The sequence below is a fragment of the Delftia sp. ZNC0008 genome (genome assembly GCF_000799035.1).
Taxonomy (GTDB): domain Bacteria; phylum Pseudomonadota; class Gammaproteobacteria; order Burkholderiales; family Burkholderiaceae_C; genus Comamonas; species Comamonas tsuruhatensis.
This window is the reverse complement of record NZ_JTKZ01000315.1, coordinates 1-17645: the sequence shown is the minus strand read 5'-3', so window position 1 is coordinate 17645 and position 17645 is coordinate 1. Positions and strand designations below refer to the sequence as shown.

The window sequence follows — 17645 nt, the reverse complement described above, 5'->3', positions numbered from 1 at the left end:
CCGCGTCTGGCTGCTGCGCCCCGCCCCGGCGCGCCCGCAGACCGCGCTGGACGAAGTGCGGGTGACGGCCACGGCCCTGCGCGACGGCCGCACGGAAGGCACGGGCAGCTACCGGGCGCCCTATGCCAGCGCGGCCACCAAGATCGAGCTGACGGCCCGGGAGACGCCGCAGTCCGTATCCGTGATCTCGCGCGCACGGCTCGATGACCAGAACTTCGTGGAGCTCACCGAAGCCGCCAAGGTGGTGCCCGGCATCGTCGTGCGCCGGCAAAGCAGCACGGGCGGGCGCAGCGACATCCTCTCGCGCGGCTACCAGTCCTCCACCTACCAGCTGGACGGTCTCACCGTCAGCGGCAATCCGGCCACCCAGGAAACGCTGGACCTGGCCCTGTTCGACCGGGTCGAGGCCCTGCGCGGGCCGGCCGGGCTGTTCTCGGGCGCGGGCGAGCCCAGCGTCATGCTCAACCTGGTGCGCAAGCGCGCCCTGCCGGACTACCAGGGCCAGGGCGCCATCGGCCTGGGCTCGCGGGGGCGCAAGCGGGCCGAGGTGGATGTCACCGGAGCGCTGTCCGAAGATGGCCGCCTGCGTGGCCGGGTGGTGGCGCTGCACGAGAACTTCGGCAGCCCCGTGATGGCCATGGACGGCCACAAGCAGGCCCTGTACGGCACGGTGGAGCTGGACGTCACTTCCCAAAGCACGGTCTCGGTGGGCGCCACCTGGCAGCGCGGCCGGGGCAACTACGACACCGGCCTGCCCGCCCACGCCGACGGCAGGCTGGCCCCCATTCCGCGCGACGTGGCCATTGCCGCCGACTGGGGCCGCGCCGCGCCCGAATCGCTGGCCGGCTTCATCGAGTCGGAGACGCGGCTCGACGGCGGCGGCCTGTTCAAGCTGGCCGCCCGCCGTGTGCTGCGCCAGCAGCGCGACAAGTACATCAACGGCTACTCGGCCGTCTCTGACACCGGCATCAGCCGCTTCACCCAGGCCCAGACCGTGGACCGCGACTACGCCGACACCACGGCCGACATCTACTACAGCACGCCCTGGCAATGGGCCGGGCAGACGCACCATTTCATCGCGGGCGCGGACTACCGCAGCTCCAACATGCACCTGCGCATGCTGCGCGGCGCCATGAACACGCCGGCCGACCTGTTCCACTACGACCCCTCCTCCATCCCCGAGCCCAGCTTCAAGCCCTTTGCCGACGACATTACGCGCACCAGCCTGCGCGGCGTCTACGGCCAGTTGCGCATCAAGCCCACGCAGGCCCTCACCCTGGTGGCGGGCGCGCGCAAGAGCTGGTGGAAGACAGAAACCTCGGATCGGCTGCAGAACACGCGCTCGGGCTACGAGGTCGATGGCCAGTTCACGCCCTTCGCCGCCGTGCTCTTCGATCTGAACGACAGCTGGACGCTCTACGCCAGCCAGTCGCGCATCTTCCAGCCGCAAAGCGGGCGCCTGGCCGGTGGCGGCCAGATCGCCCCGCGCGAGGGCCGGCAGGTGGAGGCCGGCATCAAGGGCAGCCTGCTGGACGGACGCCTGAATGCCACCGCCGCCATCTACCGCATGCAGGACACCAACCGCGCGCTGGCCGACCCCGCCGATGCCGCCTTCGTCATCCCCGCAGGCAAGGTGCGCTCCGAAGGCTTCGAGGCCGAAGTGGTCGGCTCGCTGTCGCCGCGCTGGGACGTGGCGGCCAGCTACGCCTACATGCGCTCCAAATACCTGCAGGGCACCGTCACGCAGACGGGCACCGATTTCAGCACCATGTCACCGCGCCACAGCGTGAACCTGTGGGCGCGCTACCGCGTGGCAGGCCCCGTGGCCCAGGGGCTGGAGCTGGGCGCGGGCGTGCGCGCCGTCAGCGAGTTCTACGACACCCTGGGCACCGTGCGCTGGCGCGCGGGCGGCTACGGCGTCTGGTCCGTCTACGCCGCCTACCCGCTCACCCCCCAGGTCAAGCTGGCCGTGAACATCGACAACCTCTTCGACCGCGTCTACTGGGAGCGCGTGGGCACGGCCACGCGCAGCAACTACTACGGCCTGCCGCGCAGCATCATGGTCACGCTGCGCAGCAGTTTCTGATCCCGTCGCCACAGGGCGTGCGCAGCACAAGGCTGCCGCGCGCCCTGCCTGCCGCGCAGGCATTCGACACATCGACACCATCGAATGATTTCTCACAAATAATTCAATAGATCCACACAATGCATGGATTTACGCTTGTGTCCATTGCCGGCAGCCGCCGCCAGCCAGGACACCAGCCATTGCCATGCAAGACCGTTTTCTGATCGAGCGCATCGAGGCGCGGATCCTCGACATTCCCACCATCCGCCCGCACAAGCTGTCGTTCGGCTCCATCAGCCGGCAAAGCCCGGTGATCGTGCAGCTGTGGCTGCGCAACGGGGCCACGGGCTTTGGCGAGGCCGCCACCATCGGCGGCCCGTCGTGGAACGAGGAATCGCCCGAGAGCATCCACCATGCCATCGCCAACCACCTGGCGCCCAGCCTGATCGGCCAGGACGGCGCGCGCTTCGAGGCCTGCCTCTCGCGCATGGACCTGGCCTGCAAGGGCAATGCCTTTGCCAAGAGCGCCGTGGAAATCGCGCTGCTGGACGCCGTGGCGCGCAGCCTGCAGTTGCCCGTGTGGCAGTTGCTGGGCGGCAAGCAGCGCGACAGCCTGCCCCTGGCCTGGACGCTGGCCAGCGGCGACATCGAGCGCGACCTGGCCGAGGCCCAGCTGCGCCTGGAACAAAAGCGCCACCGCATCTTCAAGATGAAGATCGGCGCGCGCACGCCCGAGGCCGATGTGGCCCATGTGAGCGAGATCGCACGCGGCCTGCAGGGACGCGCCACGCTGACCGTGGACGTCAACCAGGCCTGGGACGGCGCCACGGCGCGGCGCTTTCTGCCGCAATTGATCGATGCCGGCGTGACCCTGATCGAGCAGCCCGTGGCCGGCTGGAACGTGCCCGCGCTGCGCGAGCTGACCGCCACGCTGCACGGCGCCCTGGTCATGGCCGACGAGAGCGTGTGCACGCCCTACGACGCCATGCGCCTGGCGCGCGAGCAGGCCAGCCACGTGTTCTCGCTCAAGGTGGCCAAGCACGGCGGCCTGCTGCGCACGCGCAAGGTGGCGGCCATTGCCCAAGCGGCCGACATCGGCTGGTACGGCGGCACCATGCTGGAGACCTCGATCGGCTCGGCCGCCTCGGCCCATGTCTTTGCCACGCTGGGCGGGCAGCACTACAACTGCGAGCTGTTCGGCCCCCAACTGCTGGTGGACGACATCGTCACCGAGCGCATGGCCATCCGCGACTTCGAGCTGCAACTGCCCGACGGGCCCGGCCTGGGCTTGGAGATCGACCTGCAGCAGTTGGCGCGCTTCGACCGCGCGCTGGCCGGCAGCCAGCCGCAGCACTTCGACATGGGGCAGGCCCGGACCGGGGCTGCGACCTGAATTCCTTTCATTCCTCCTGGAGACAAACATGCTTTATCTGGTCCGCATGGACGTGAAGATCCCCCACGACCTGCCCGCCGACGTGGCAGCCGAGATCAAGGCCCGCGAGAAGGCCTATTCCCAGCAGCTGCAGCACGACGGCCGCTGGCCCCACATCTGGCGCGTGGTCGGCGAGTACGCCAACTACAGCGTGTTCGACGTGGCCTCCAACGACGAGCTGCACGAGCTGCTGCAGGGCCTGCCGCTGTTCCCCTACATGGACATCCAGGTCACGCCGCTGGCAAAGCATCCCTCGGCCATCGCCTGAGCACAGCCCAAACCAAGACCAAATTTTTCGGAGACAACTGAAGTGAATGTGAAACGCCGTTTTCTGACCGCCGCAGCCGCAGGCCTGTGCCTGTCCGCCGTGATGCCCGCCGCCCATGCGCAGGCCCCCGAGGCCAACTGGCCCAGCAAGCCCATCCGCTGGATCGTGCCCTTCCCGCCGGGCGGCGCCATGGACGCCATTGCGCGCACCCTGGGCGAGAAGGCCGGCCGCACGCTGGGCCAGCCCTTCGTGATCGAGAACCGTCCCGGCGCCGGCGGCAATATCGGCGCCGACTTCGTGGCCAAGCAGCCCGGCGACGGCTACACGCTGATGATCACCTCCATCGGCATGGCCACCAACAAGCCGCTGTACCGCAAGCTCAGCTACGACCCGATCAAGGACTTCGCCCCCGTGGGCGTGCTGGCCGTGGTGCCCAACATCCTGGTCACCAACTCCACCCAGCCCAACGTCAAGAGCGTGGCCGACGTGGTGGCCGCCGCCAAGGCCTCGCCCGGCAAGCTGACCTATGCCTCGGCCGGCAACGGCACCTCCATCCACCTGGCAGGCGAAGTGTTCAACTCGCTGGCCGGCGTGGACATCCTGCACATCCCCTACAAGGGATCGGGCCCGGCCGTCTCCGACCTGCTGGGCGGACAGGTCAACTACATGTTCGACTCCATCACCTCGGCGCGCCCGCACATCCAGTCGGGCAAGCTGCGCGCCCTGGCCGTGACCACGGCCAAGCGCTCGTCCAGCATGCCCGACGTGCCCACCATGGAAGAGGCCGGCATCAAGGGCTACGAGGTCTCGCCCTGGTTCGCCGTCTTCATGCCCGCCAGCACGCCGCCGGCCATCGTCAAGAAGCTCAACCAGGTCTTCGTGGCCGAGATGAAGCAGCCCGACGTGCTCGAACGCTTCAAGGCCATCGGCGCCGAAGTCGTGGGCTCCACGCCCGAGGAAGCGGCCAGGCACCTGCAGGCCGAGTCCGTGCGCTGGACCAAGGTGATCACGGAGCGCAACATCAGCATGGACTGAGCGCTTCTCTTTTCCAGGACATCCCATAAAACCACGAGGAGACAAACATGTCCGAACTGTCCCAGGACCAGCTGCTGAATCTGGTCAACAGCAAGCAGATCGCCCCTGGCAGCGACCGCGTGCGGGCGCTGACCCAGCGCATCGTCAGCGACCTGTTCCACACCATCGACGAGATGGATGTCACGCCCGACGAGTTCTGGGCCGCCGTGGACTGGCTGGGCCGCCTTGGGAGCAGCGGCCAGTTGGGCCTGATCACGGCAGGCCTGGGCTTCGACCGGCTGCTGGACATCCGCAGCGACGAGGCCGATGCGCGTGCTGGCCGTGCGGGCGGCACGCCGCGCGCCATCGAAGGCCCGCGGTTCGTGGCCGGTGCACCGCTGTCGCAAGCGGAGGCGCGCCTGGACGAGGGCGAACCCCAGGGCGAGGTCTTCGTGATGGAAGGACGGGTGCTGGATCTTGACGGCCGGCCTCTGCCGCATGCGCTCATCGATGTCTGGCATGCCAATGTCCAGGGCGGCTACTCGCACTTCTTCCCGGGCATGAAGCCCTACGAGCTGCGCCGCCGCATAGAAGCCGACGACCAGGGCCGCTACCGCTTTAGCAGCTATGTGCCGCCCGGCTACTCCATACCGCCGGACAGCCCCACCTCGGAACTGTTCGACGCGCTGGGACGCCACGGCCATCGACCCGCCCACATCCACTTCCTCGTGGTTGCACCCGGCATGCGCACGCTGACCACCCAGGTCAACCTGCCCGGCGATACCTACCTGGACGACGACTTCGCCTTCGCCACGCGCGACGGCCTGATCGTCGAGCTGGAGCGCGGCGTGGCGCCGGCCGGCTATGAGTCGCTGGGCGTGAACGCGCCTTTCGTCCGCACGCGCTTCGACTTCGTGCTGCAGCCCGCAGTCAGCGAAGGCGAGTCCTTGCCGCTGACACGCATGGAGCGTGTGCGCGCCTGAGGCTCCGCCACCTTCCGGGGCCTTCCGGCCTGCCATTTTTTTCGCTTCGTCCGTTCCACAGCAGGCCGCCCCCTTGGAGTGCGGCCTGCTTCACCGTATCCGCTTCCCACACCATGTCCAGCCTGCATCGCATCGCCGCAACCCTGCTGACCGCCACCGTGGCCCTCGTGCCCGCCCTGGGCCACGCCCAGGCTCCGGCAGCCTTTCCTTCCAAGCCGGTGAACATCGTCGTGCCCTACGCGGCCGGCGGCCCCGTGGACAACCTGGCACGCGCGCTGGCCACGCGCCTGAACAAGGTCTGGTCGCAACCCGTGGTCATCCTCAACCGCACAGGCGCCAACGAGATCATCGGGGCCGAGTACGTGGCCAAGAGCGCACCCGACGGCTACACGCTGTTCGCCGCGACCGAAGCGTCGCTGACCATGAACCCGCACCTGTACAGGAAGCTGCCCTACAACCCGCAAAAGGACTTCGCCCCCATCTCCCGCCTGATCAGCGTGCCCATGGTCTTCTTCGTGCCCCAGAGCTCCAAGGCCGGCACGCTGCAGGAGTTCATCGCTCAGGCACGCCAGGCAGGCAAGACCAAACCGCTGACCTATGGCTCATCGGGCGCGGGCGGCATCGTGCACCTGCCGCTGGCCATGTTCGCCAAGCAGGAAGGGCTGGAGATGGTGCACGTGCCCTACAAGGGCGCCGCACCGCTGATCCCCGAAGTCATCGCCGGCCAGATCGACGCAGCGGTGCTGGGCGTGTCGGTGATCGAGCAGCACATCAAGTCGGGCAAGCTCAAGGCCCTGGCCGTGTCCTCGGAGACACGCAGCATCGCCCTGCCGGATGTGCCCACCTTCAAGGAAGCCGGGGTGCGCGACATCCAGGCTGTCTTCAACATCGGCCTGCTGGCACCGGCTGGAACGCCGGCGCCCCTGGTGGAGAAGATCGCCGCCGATGTGCGCCGCGTGCTGCTGGAGCCCGAATTCCGCAAGACCCAGGTGGACGCGTTCTCTTACGTGGCCGTGGCCTCCAGCCCCGCCGAATACCGCGACTTCCTGGCGCGCGACTACCAGGTGCAGGGCGAGCGCGTGCGCACCTCGGGCGCCTCGCTGGATTGAACCGGACGGAGTCCGTTCAGCTCTGGACTGCGGTGCGCTTGGCAACCACGTGCACCGCAGCCGCAGGCCTGCGCCCCCAGTTCATCAGCGCCGTGCCGGCCACGGCCATGCCGCCGCCCAGCACGATGCTGGCATCGATGCTCTCGCCCAGCCACAGCGCCGACAGCGCCACGCCGATCACGGGCACCAGGGTGATGTAGCCCGAGGCCGCACCCGCGCCCAGCGCCTTGACGCCGTCGAAGTACCAGGCATAGGCAAGCGCCGTGGCGCCGAAGGCCAGGAAGGCCAGCGCGCTCCAGGCGGTTGCGTTGCCAAGCACGGCAGCCTGCAGGCCGGCCGGCCCTTCCACCACCAGGCTGGCCACCAGCAGCATGGCCGCGCCCATGGTCGAGGTCACGGCCGTGGCCGACAGCGCATCGACACCCGTGAGCAGCCAGCGGCCGATCAGGGTGTAGGTCACCCAGCACACCACGCAGCCCAGGATCAGCAGCTCGCCGGCGCCCACCGATCCCCGCAGCAGCGCCAGCGGCTGGCCATGCGAGATCACCACCACGGCGCCGCAGGCCGCCAGCGCCATGCCCAGGGCAATGGTGCGGTTGAGCCGCTCGCCGAACAGCCAGACCGCCAGCGCCAGCGTGAGCACGGGGTTGAGCGTGATCACCAGGGCCGCCTTGCCGGCCGGCACATGCTGCAGCCCCATCAGGAAAAAGGCCGCATAGCCGAACACGCCCGTGGCGCCGGCGGCCGCCATGCCCAGCCAGCGTTTGGCGCTCCAGTGCCTGAGACCGGCCATGCCGCCGGCCCAGTACAGCCAGGGCAGCAGCACGGCGGCGGCCAGCAGGAAGCGCAGGCTGGCGGCTGCCAGCGGCGGCATGTTCTGTGCCACCACGCGGCCCGCAGGCCAGGAAGCGCCCCACAGCAGGGCCATGCCGACAAGCCGCAGGTGGGGACCGAAGAAGCGTTGAAAATTCATGGCGCGTACTATGTGCTCATATCGATTCATAGACAAATGAGCGAATGCTCATGACCTGGACACCGTGATCCCATGACCTTCACCCAGCTCGAAGTGTTCGCGGCACTGGCCCGCGCCGGCAGTTTCTCGCGCGCGGCCGCGCTGCTGGGCATTACCCAGAGCGCCGTCAGCCATGCCCTGCGCGCGCTGGAAGGCGAGCTGCAGGTGCAGTTGGTGCACCGCGAAGGCCCCCACTCCCCGCTGACCGACGCAGGCACGCGGCTGCTGCAGCGCGCCAACGACATCCTCCAGCAAAAGGAGGCCTTGCGGCAGGAGGCCGATGCCGAGCGCGGCATGGCGCGCGGCACGCTGCGCGTGGCCTCGTTCGGCGCCACCTCTTCACTGCGGCTGCTGCCCCCGCTGATCACCGAGTACCGGCGCCGCCAGCCCGCCGTGCTGGTGCAGATCGACGAGCAAAACGACGACACCGTGGTCAAGTGGCTGCTGGAGCGGCGCGTGGAGATCGGCTTCGTCGTGCTGCCCGACGAGCGCTTCGAGACCGTGCCCCTGGTGGAAGACGAACTGGTGGCGCTGCTGCCCGCATCGCACCGGCTGGCGGCCCAGCGCAGCATCCGCGCCGCCGACCTGCAGGGCGAGGCCTTTGTGCGCACCTCGGCCGGGTCGGGCGCACACATCGACCGCTTCCTGGCCGAGGCCGGCGCCCAGCCTGCGGCCATCTACCACTTCGAGCAGATGTCCTCCATGCAGGGCTTCGTGGCCCAGGGCCACGCCATCGCCATTGCCGCACGCCTGGCCGTGCCCGAGCAGGCGCCCGAAGGCATGGTCTACCGCAGCCTCTCGCCCCGCCAGCGCCGCGTCACCGGCCTGGCCGTGCGCAGCATGGAACGGCTGTCGCCGGCCGCTGCCGGCTTTGTGGAGCTGGCGCGGGAGATGGCGAAGAAGAAGCGGTTTGGCTAAGCCTGCGCCGCCGACGGCAAGGTCAGCGGATGCAGCACCAGCGCCTCGCGCACGATGGGCTTGAGCGCCTGGGCCTCGTCGGGGCTGGCCAGCACGCGGGCCAGTTCGGCGCGCATGCGGGGCTCCCAGAATTTGCGGATGTGTTCGGCAATGCCCTGCAGGGCCTCGTCGCGCTCGGGCATGGCCTCGAAGAACTCGCCGATGCGGTTGGCCATGCGGACCAGGTTCGCGCTGTCCATCACTTGCCTCCCGCCACGGCCATGCTGCCTGCCTGCGCGGCTTGCAACAGGCCGATCTGCTCTTCATGCATGCGCGCAAAGCCGCGCTGCCAGTCGGACGGCTGGGCGTGCTGGGGGACGGGCAGCACCTGCACGGCCGTGACCTTGTATTCGGGGCAGTTGGTGGCCCAGTCGGAGCTGTCGGTGGTGATGACGTTGGCGCCCGATTCGGGAAAGTGGAAGGTGGTGTAGACCACGCCGGGCTGTATGCGCTCGGTGACGGTGGCACGCAGCACGGTCTCGCCCGCGCGGCTGGCGATGCCGACCCAGTCGCCATCGCGTATGCCGCGGTCCTCGGCGTCATGCGGATGGATTTCCAGCCGGTCCTCGCTGTGCCAGTGGCTGTTGTGCGTGCGCCGGGTCTGGGCGCCCACGTTGTACTGCGACAGGATGCGGCCCGTGGTCAGCAGCAGCGGAAAGCGCTGGGTGACCTTCTCGTCGGTGGCCACGTACTGGGTGATGATGAAGCGGCCCTTGCCGCGCACGAAGCGGTCCCTGTGCATGATGGAAGTGCCGGCCTCTTCGGTGCTGTCATTGCAGGGCCATTGCACGCTGCCCAGCCGGTCGATCTTGTCGTAGTTCACGCCCGCGAAGCTGGGCGTGAGCGCGGCGATCTCGGCCATGATCTCGCTCGGGTGCGTGTAGTGCATGGCGTAGCCCAGCGCATTGGCCAGCAGCTGGGTGACTTCCCAGTCGGCATGGCCGGCCAGCGGCGCCATGACCTTGCGCACGCGCGAGATGCGGCGCTCGGCATTGGTGAAGGTGCCGTCCTTTTCGAGGAAAGAGGCGCCCGGCAGGAAGACATGGGCGTACTTGGCGGTTTCGTTGAGGAAGATGTCCTGCACCACCACGCATTCCATGGCCGAGAGCGCGGCCGTCACATGCTGGGTGTTGGGGTCGGACTGCACGATGTCCTCGCCCTCGCAGTACAGGCCCATGAAGCTGCCGGCCAGGGCCGCCTCGAACATGTTGGGAATGCGCAGGCCGGGCTCGGGGCTGAGCGCCACGCCCCAGGCCCCCTCGAACTCGGCGCGCACCGTGCTGTCCGAGATGTGGCGGTAGCCGGGCAGCTCATGCGGGAAGGAGCCCATGTCGCAGGAGCCCTGCACGTTGTTCTGGCCGCGCAGCGGGTTCACGCCCACGCCCTCGCGGCCCACGTTGCCCGTGGCCATGGCCAGGTTGGCAATGCCCATGACCATGGTCGAGCCCTGCGCATGCTCGGTCACGCCCAGGCCGTAGTAGATGGCCGCGTTGACGGGGCGGCCCGCTGGGTGGTTCTCGGCGCCCAGCGCATACAGGCGCGCGGCGCCGCGCACGAGTTCGGGAGCGACCCCGGTGACCTCGGCCATGGCCTCGGGCGAGTTCTCGGGCCGGGCCACGAATTCCTTCCACTGCGCGAAGGACTTGGCATCGCAGCGCTCGGCGATGTAGCCCTCGGCCAGCCAGCCTTCTGTGACGATGACATGGGCCAGCGAGGTGATCATGGCCACGTTGGTGCCGGGCCGCAGTTGCAGGTGGTAGTCGGCGCGGATGTGGGGCGACTTGACGAGCTCGATCTCGCGCGGGTCGATGACGATGAGCTTGGCGCCCGCACGCCGGCCGTCGCCGCGCAGGCGCTTTTTCATGCGCGAGCCGAACACCGGGTGCGCGGCCGTGGGATTGGCGCCGATGACCATGACCACGTCCGTGTGCTCGATGGACTTGAAGGTCTGCGTGCCGGCCGAGGTGCCATAGGTCTGGCCCAGGCCATAGCCCGTGGGCGAGTGGCACACGCGCGCGCAGGTATCGACGTTGTTGTTGCCGAAGGCCGTGCGCACCAGCTTTTGCACCAGGTAGGCCTCTTCGTTGGTGCAGCGCGAGGAGGTGATGCCGCCAATGGAATCCTTGCCGTGCTTGGCCTGGATGCGGCGGAACTCGCGGGCCGTGTGGGCAATGGCCTCTTCCCAGCTCACTTCGCGCCAGGGGTCGGTGATCTTCGCGCGGACCATGGGCCGGGTGATGCGGTCCTTGTGCGTGGCATAGCCCCAGGCAAAGCGGCCCTTGACGCAGGCATGGCCCTCGTTGGCCTGGCCGTCCTTCCAGGGCACCATGCGCACGACCTGCTCGCCCTTCATCTCGGCCTTGAAGCCGCAGCCCACGCCGCAGTAGGCGCAGGTGGTGATGGCGCTGTGCCCGGCCTGGCCCAGCTCGGTCACGGTCTTTTCCTGCAGCGTGGCCGTGGGGCAGGCCTGCACGCAGGCGCCGCAGCTGACGCAGTCGCTGTCCATGAAGCTGCCGCCCTGCCCCGCCGTGACGCGCGAGTCGAACCCCCGGCCCGAGATGGTCAGCGCAAAGGTGCCCTGCGTCTCCTCGCAGGCGCGCACGCAGCGGTTGCAGACGATGCACTTGCTGGGGTCGTAGCTGAAGTACGGGTTGGAGACATCGACCTCGGCGCGCGCCTGGCCCTTGAAGTGGTTGGCGCCGTCGAAGCCGTAGCGCACCTCGCGCAGGCCCACGGTGCCGGCCATGTCCTGCAGTTCGCAGTCGCCGTTGGCGCTGCAGGTCAGGCAGTCCAGCGGATGGTCGGAGATGTACAGCTCCATCACGCCGCGGCGCAGCTCCTGCAGTTGCGGGCTTTGCGTGCGCACCTTCATGCCCGGCTCGGCCGGCGTGGTGCACGAGGCCGGAAAGCCCTTGCGGCCTTCGATCTGCACCAGGCACAGGCGGCAGGAGCCGAAGGGCTCCAGGCTGTCGGTGGCGCACAGCTTGGGCACGCTGACGCCGCCTTCCATGGCCGCGCGCATCAGCGAGGTGCCCTCGGGAACGCAGACCTCGCGGCCGTCGATCTCCAGGGTGATCAGGCGTTCGGACGGGCTGGCGGGCGTGCCCCAGTCGGCTTGCTTCAAATGGTCGAGCATGGTGTTCTCCGTTCAGGCAGCCGCTGCGGCCGTGGTGGACTCGATGCCGAAGTCCTGGGGGTAGTGGTTCAGCGCCGAGCGCACGGGATACGGCGTCATCCCGCCCATGGCGCACATGGAGCCGTGCTGCATGGTGTCGCACAGGCTTTCCAGCAGGGCCACTTGGCCGGCGTGGCCGGCGTGGGCAGCAGGGTCGGTGCCGGCGCGCACGATGCGGTCGATGACCTCCACGCCGCGCGTGGAGCCGATGCGGCAGGGCGTGCACTTGCCGCAGGACTCGATGGCGCAGAACTCCATGGCATAGCGCGCCAGCTGCGCCATGTCGGCCGTGTCGTCGTGCACGACGATGCCGCCGTGCCCCACCACATTGCCCTTGGCGGCATAGGCCTCGTAGTCCAGCGGCGCATCCCAGTCGGCCGGCGCCACATAGCTGCCCAGCGGGCCGCCCACCTGCACGGCCTTGATGGCGCGGCCGGTGGCCGTGCCGCCGCCGAAGTCTTCCACCAGCTCGCGCAGGCTCAGGCCGAAGGCCTTTTCCACCAGGCCGCCGCGCGCAATGTTGCCGGCCAGCTGGAACGGCAGGGTGCCGCGCGAGCGGCCCATGCCGAAGCCCTGGTAGAAGGCCGCGCCGCGCGCCAGGATCAGCGGCACCGTGGCCAGCGTGATCACGTTGTTGATCACCGTGGGCCGGCCCCACAGCCCCGCTATGGCCGGCAGCGGCGGCTTGGCGCGCACGATGCCGCGCCGCCCCTCGATGCTCTCCAGCATGGCCGTTTCCTCGCCGCAGACATAGCTGCCCGCGCCCTTGCGCACCTCCATGTGGAAGGCCCGTCCGCTGCCGGCCACGTCGCGGCCCAGCCAGCCTGCGGCCTCGGCGCGCGCAATGGCTTCGCGCAGGGTGGCGATGGCATGCGGATACTCGCTGCGCACATAGACCAGGCCCTGCGTGGCGCCCACGGCCAGGCCAGCAATGGCCATGCCTTCGATCAGCGTGTAGGGATCGCCTTCCATCAGCAGCCGGTCGGCAAAGGTGCCCGAGTCGCCCTCGTCGGCGTTGCAGGCAATGTACTTTTGCGGCCCCGCTGCGGCGGCCACGGTCTTCCACTTGATGCCGGCCGGAAACGCCGCACCGCCACGGCCGCGCAGGCCCGAATCCAGCACCTCCTGCACGATGGCCGCGGGCTCCATGCGCGCCGCGCGCTCCAGCCCCTGCCAGCCGCCATGGGCTGCGTAGTCGGACAGGTCCAGCGGGTCGATGACGCCCACGCGCGCAAAGGTCAGGCGCTCCTGGCGCGCCAGGTAGGCAATGGCCTCGGTCAGTCCATGGCACAGCGCATGGCTGCCGCCCTGCAGCATTCCGGCATCGATCAGCCCCGGCACCGCATCGGCCGTGACCGGGCCGTAGGCCACGCGGCCTTCAGGCGTCTCGACTTCCACCAGGGTTTCCAGCCACAGCAGGCCGCGCGAGCCGTTGCGCACGATCTGCACCTGAAGGCCGCGCGCCTCGCACTCGCGCTGCAGGGCGCCGGCCACGGCGTCGGCCCCCAAGGCCAGCGCGGCGGCATCGCGGGGCACATAGACACGCACGCCGGGGCCTGCCCCTGCCCCTGCCCCTGCATGCGCAGGCTGCGCCACCGGCTCGCCGGCCTGCTCCGGCTGGCGGCATTGCGCGATGAGTGCATCCAGGCCGTTGGCCGAGACATGCGCATGGGGCTGGCCATCGAGCATCACGGCAGGCGATGACGCGCACAGGCCCAGGCAGTAGACCGGCTCCAGCGTGACGGCGCCATCGGCACTGGTTGGATGCCCATGCCCATGCCCACTCGATCCGCAGCCCAGCGCCTGGCCTGCGTGGGCGAGCAGCGCGTCCGCACCGCGCGACTGGCAGGCCTCGGCGCGGCAGACCTGCAGCACATGGCGGCCCGCTGGCGTGCTGCGGAAATGGGGGTAGTAGGAGATGACGCCATGCACCTCGGCACGCGAGAGGTTCAGCGCATCAGCGATGCGCGGCACGGCGGCTTCGGGGATATGGCCCAGCATGTCCTGCACGGCGTGCAGCAACTCGATCAGGGGGCCGGGGCGCCGGGCATGGACGGCAATGGCGTGCTCGACGGCCTCGCGCTCATGGGCGCCGAGTGCGCTGCCGGCAACAGCGGCATTGAGGACGGCAATGGGAATGATCTTCCCTTGTGTGGCTGGCATGGGTGTCCCTGCTGGCTTTCGTTGTGGGGAGCGGCGCGGTCCGGTCCGCTGGCGCTTTGTCTCTCATGCCATTTCAAGGCCTGCCGGGCCAGCCGTCAAATTCAAACGGATGATTGCGCCATTCAATCGGCAAATGAGCCGCCGGGCAGTGCTGCGCCTGCTGCCCCGGGTCTTGCGGATGCCGCAGCCAGCGCGGGTTTGCGCCACTTGGCAAATGCTCCCGGCTTGTCGCAAATCACACGGTATTTGGTGTGAATTTTGATAAGCTCACGCGCACCATGAACCACCCGCCATCAGCCATGACGCCACAGGATGGCTATCATTTTTCAGACCAGATCGGCCACCTGCTGCGGCGTGTCTATCAGCGCCACACTGCACTCTTCCAGCAATACATTCCCGACTCGCAGCTCACGGCCGCGCAATTCGTGGTGCTGTGCTCCGTGCGCGACAACAGCGGCAGCTCGCTGGCCGACATTGTCAAGGCCACCGTGATCGACCAGGCCACCATCCGCGGCGTGGTGGACCGGCTCAAGCAGCGCGAACTGGTGCAGGTGGACCATGACCGCATCGACCGCCGCAAGGTCGTCATCAACCTCACCGAGGCCGGCCAGGACCTGGTGCGCGACATGGAGCCCTTCGCCAAGCAGATCACCGAAAGCACCTACGGCAAGCTCAATCCGGCCGAGCGCCTGGCGCTGGATTTTTTGCTCAAGAAGATGCTGGAAGGTGGCGAGGCGGATTGAAGAGCCCCTGTTTTCATGGGGATGGGTGCCTGGCGATTTCAAAGAGCGGGGGCCCTCGCCGTCAAAGCCCCATCAACCCAGGCAGTGCCTTTGCGCACGACCTGTAGCAAAGAAAAAACAGATTCTCACGCCCATCTTCTGGGTAGAGATATCCGGCACCTGCTGCATTGATGCTCCACCCATAGACCACGCCATTGCGCCGCAGCTTCCCACTGAAGGCGCAAGGCAGAATGATCGATTCATAGTGGAAGGTGGAGAAGGAAACCTCGGTTGCCGTGGAGAAATAACGGATGACATCCTTGGGCCGCAGCGCAATTTTCTCGCAGCCCATGGTTTGCCCTTCTCCGACCGAACGATGGATCGAGCCGATCAAAACCACTGGTTCTTCCTGGTTGCCCATCGCCTTTCGGGGAGCGACCAGCACTGAAAGGCAGAGCACAGCCAGGATTGCCGTGGCGACCAGGCCATGCCTGCGATAGCTGCCATTCAATGACATGAGAACAAGGCTCCGCTGAAGATATGGCGCAGCGAATTGCTTGCGCCAGGAGCAGTCATTGTGTCGCATGGACCGGTTGAGCTCACAGGAGCTTCAGTCCATGGAAGTTCTCCAGCAAATCGGACAATCCGCACGCCCTGCCTTCGAAAAAGGCCTGATCCCCATTTGGGGACCCCATGAAAAAAGGCCTGCTTGCGCAGGCCTTTTCCATTCGGAGTTCTTTCTCGGCGTCAATCCAGCGCCCGGTTGCGCGATTCCACATCCACGGCCCAGATCGACAGGGCGCCGCCCACCAGCATGGCGGACAGCACGGCCAGCGCCAGGGTGAAGTGGGTGGCCATGATGGGCGCAATGATGGCCGGGGCGAACAGGCCGCCGAAGCGCGCCACGGCGCCGGCCATGCCCATGCCGCTGGCACGCAGGTCGGTGGGGTAGACCTCGGGGGTGAAGGCATACAGCGCGCCCCAGGTGCCCAGCAGCGAGAAGCTCATCAGCAGGGTGGAGCCGATGACCACGAAGGGCGACGAGCCCAGGCTGTAGAACATGCAGCCGACGGCGCTGAGCAGCAAAAAGCCGATCAGCGTGGGCTTGCGGCCCCAGCGTTCCACGCCATAGGCCGACAGCGCAAAGCCGGGCAGTTGCACCAGGGCCAGCACCACCAGGAAGACCTGGCCGCGCATGAAGGCGAAGCCCTCGCTGCTGAGCTTGACGGGCAGGTAGACGAAGACACCGTAGTAGGCGATGGAGATCAGCGCCCAGGCCAGGAACAGCGAGAGGCTGCGGCGGCGCAGGCCGCCGTTGAACAGCGCGAGTATGGACTTGCGCTCCTGCTTTTCAGGCTGCAGCGCGGGGATGTCCGCCGTGGTGCCGTTGACCTTGGCCACCCGCTGCAGCACCTTGCGCGCTTCCTCGGACTTGCCGTTGCGGTTGAGGAACATGGGCGACTCGGGGATGTAGAAGCGCAGCACCACGCCGATCAGCGCCGGCAGTCCGGTCACGAAGAAGATCACGCGCCAGGCATCGTCACCCCAGGACACGGCCACCAGCGCCAGGATGGCCAGGAAGATGGTGCCCACGGCCCAGAACGATTCCAGCAGCACCAGCCAGCGGCCGCGGCGGTCGCTGGGCAGGAACTCGGCCATCATGGTGTAGTCCACGGGCAGCGTGCCGCCCACGCCGATGCCGGTGATGAAGCGCAGCACCAGCAGCCAGGCGAACTCGGGCGCAAAGGCCGAGGCCACGCCCGCGAAGGCATCGATCACCACGGCCATCATCAGCACCGGGCGGCGCCCGATGCGGTCGGCCAGGCGGCCGAAGACGAAGGCACCGATCAGCATGCCGATGAAGAAGAAGGTGCCGGTCTGCAGCGCCTCGGGCACGGTCTTGCCGAAGGTCTTGGCAATGGACGGCGCGCTGAAGCCGATGGACAGCACCTGCATGGCGTCGGCCAGCCAGACCAGCCCGAAGATGACGAACAGCCGATATTGGAACTTGCCGACACCCGCTGTCTGGATGCCTTTTTCCACCGAAATGTATGTAGATGACATGCAGGGACTCCTTTTCTAGCCATCGCAATTGTTGAATCTGTCTTTTCCCAGGCAAGGCCGTTCAGCTTGTGTTGCCGTCTCCTGCCGTGCCTTCCACCCTTCACACATCCGGAGCGAACCGCTCCCTCGGCGCCATCTCCATGGCCCGATGAAAAAATTCAGGATGTCGGTCTCTGCATCCGGGCGATGGGCGCATTGCGGACAGGCTGCACATCGACAGCGCCGTCCGTTGTTGCCCATCACCCGTCCCCAGCATCAGATGTCAGGACCCAGGCCCTGGAGAGATTCCAGGGCAAGGTGTCCATATCCGCGGCATCGCCCATGCCGCCGCCCATTGCTGCCCATTGCCGCCCTCAGTGCGCATGCGCCTGTGCCTGCATGCGCAGCCGGTTAATCGTCTTCGTGTCGTCTGGCCAAGCTTTTTCCTCCGGTGCAAATCGTTCGCGCAAATATCCGAGCAGGTCCGCGATCTGCCTGTCGTCCAGGCTGTCCCCGAAGCCGGGCATGTAGCCCAGCGCATCGTCGGCCGGCGCCTGTATGCCGTTCAGGATCACCTGGACCAGGTTGTCGGGGCTGGCCGCATGCAGGTTGGTGTTCAGGGCCAGCTGCGGCTTGACGCCGAACAATGTGGGACCGCTGCCCGCCTCATGGCAGACCGCGCAGGCGTTCTGGTAGACGCGG

General features: G+C 67.8%; 15 protein-coding genes. 8 read left to right on the top strand and 7 right to left on the bottom strand.

The genetic code is table 11. The annotated features are described in order from the left end of the window. The 6 genes from L995_RS10510 to L995_RS10485 form a co-directional block, all read left to right on the top strand. Positions 1–2086, top strand: a 2086-nt coding sequence (locus L995_RS10510) for a TonB-dependent siderophore receptor (RefSeq protein WP_047471471.1), incomplete at its 5' end; no start/stop codon positions are given. A 184-nt stretch (positions 2087–2270) separates the two neighbouring features. Then, positions 2271–3458, top strand: coding sequence for a muconate cycloisomerase family protein (locus tag L995_RS10505; protein ID WP_047471469.1), 1188 nt, complete (start codon positions 2271–2273; stop codon positions 3456–3458). Positions 3459–3486: 28 nt separating this feature from the next. Then, entirely contained in the window at positions 3487–3765 is a 279-nt protein-coding gene (gene catC / locus L995_RS10500) for a muconolactone Delta-isomerase (RefSeq protein ID WP_046984478.1), read from the top strand. A 42-nt stretch (positions 3766–3807) separates the two neighbouring features. Beyond that, positions 3808–4800: a Bug family tripartite tricarboxylate transporter substrate binding protein gene (locus tag L995_RS10495; protein ID WP_046984479.1), complete on the top strand. Its 993-nt coding sequence runs from the start codon at positions 3808–3810 to the stop codon at positions 4798–4800. A 47-nt stretch (positions 4801–4847) separates the two neighbouring features. Beyond that, complete coding sequence (locus tag L995_RS10490; RefSeq protein WP_047471466.1) at positions 4848–5762, top strand: dioxygenase family protein; 915 nt, start codon at positions 4848–4850, stop codon at positions 5760–5762. 113 nt (positions 5763–5875) lie between these two features. Next, positions 5876–6871, top strand: a complete 996-nt coding sequence (locus L995_RS10485) for a Bug family tripartite tricarboxylate transporter substrate binding protein (protein ID WP_012203791.1) — start codon at positions 5876–5878, stop codon at positions 6869–6871. A 16-nt stretch (positions 6872–6887) separates the two neighbouring features. On the opposite strand, the gene L995_RS10480 is transcribed toward L995_RS10485, so the two are convergent. After that, positions 6888–7844: a DMT family transporter gene (locus L995_RS10480; protein WP_047471464.1), complete on the bottom strand. Its 957-nt coding sequence runs from the start codon at positions 7842–7844 to the stop codon at positions 6888–6890. A 72-nt stretch (positions 7845–7916) separates the two neighbouring features. Here L995_RS10480 and L995_RS10475 point away from each other — a divergent pair, with 72 nt between their 5' ends. Then, entirely contained in the window at positions 7917–8801 is an 885-nt protein-coding gene (locus tag L995_RS10475; RefSeq protein WP_047471462.1) for a LysR family transcriptional regulator, read from the top strand. Here the strand turns inward: L995_RS10475 and L995_RS10470 are convergent. From L995_RS10470 to L995_RS10460, 3 genes are read right to left on the bottom strand one after another with little or no spacing between them, the layout of a single operon-like run. Continuing rightward, complete coding sequence (locus L995_RS10470; protein WP_013803888.1) at positions 8798–9040, bottom strand: formate dehydrogenase subunit delta; 243 nt, start codon at positions 9038–9040, stop codon at positions 8798–8800. The genes L995_RS10475 and L995_RS10470 overlap by 4 nt on opposite strands. Beyond that, positions 9040–11976 carry a formate dehydrogenase subunit alpha gene (gene fdhF / locus L995_RS10465; RefSeq protein WP_047471460.1) on the bottom strand — a complete coding sequence of 979 codons (2937 nt, stop codon included), beginning with the start codon at positions 11974–11976 and terminating at the stop codon, positions 9040–9042. Before fdhF ends, L995_RS10470 begins: the two co-directional genes overlap by 1 nt. A 12-nt stretch (positions 11977–11988) precedes the next feature. Then, positions 11989–14178 carry a formate dehydrogenase subunit gamma gene (locus L995_RS10460; RefSeq protein ID WP_047471457.1) on the bottom strand — a complete coding sequence of 730 codons (2190 nt, stop codon included), beginning with the start codon at positions 14176–14178 and terminating at the stop codon, positions 11989–11991. A gap of 299 nt (positions 14179–14477) precedes the next feature. On the opposite strand from L995_RS10460, the gene L995_RS10455 reads away from it, so the two are divergent. Then, positions 14478–14921, top strand: coding sequence for a MarR family winged helix-turn-helix transcriptional regulator (locus tag L995_RS10455; RefSeq protein WP_016449026.1), 444 nt, complete (start codon positions 14478–14480; stop codon positions 14919–14921). A gap of 61 nt (positions 14922–14982) precedes the next feature. On the opposite strand, the gene L995_RS10450 is transcribed toward L995_RS10455, so the two are convergent. From L995_RS10450 to L995_RS10440, 3 genes are all read right to left on the bottom strand, one after another. After that, a complete protein-coding gene (locus tag L995_RS10450) occupies positions 14983–15417 on the bottom strand; it encodes a hypothetical protein (protein ID WP_052195781.1) in 435 nt (144 codons plus the stop codon). Between the two features lie 230 nt (positions 15418–15647). Continuing rightward, positions 15648–16964 carry an MFS transporter gene (locus L995_RS10445; RefSeq protein WP_026062635.1) on the bottom strand — a complete coding sequence of 439 codons (1317 nt, stop codon included), beginning with the start codon at positions 16962–16964 and terminating at the stop codon, positions 15648–15650. Between the two features lie 353 nt (positions 16965–17317). After that, the coding region (locus tag L995_RS10440; RefSeq protein ID WP_047471454.1) for a c-type cytochrome at positions 17318–17645 on the bottom strand (328 nt) is incomplete at its 5' end.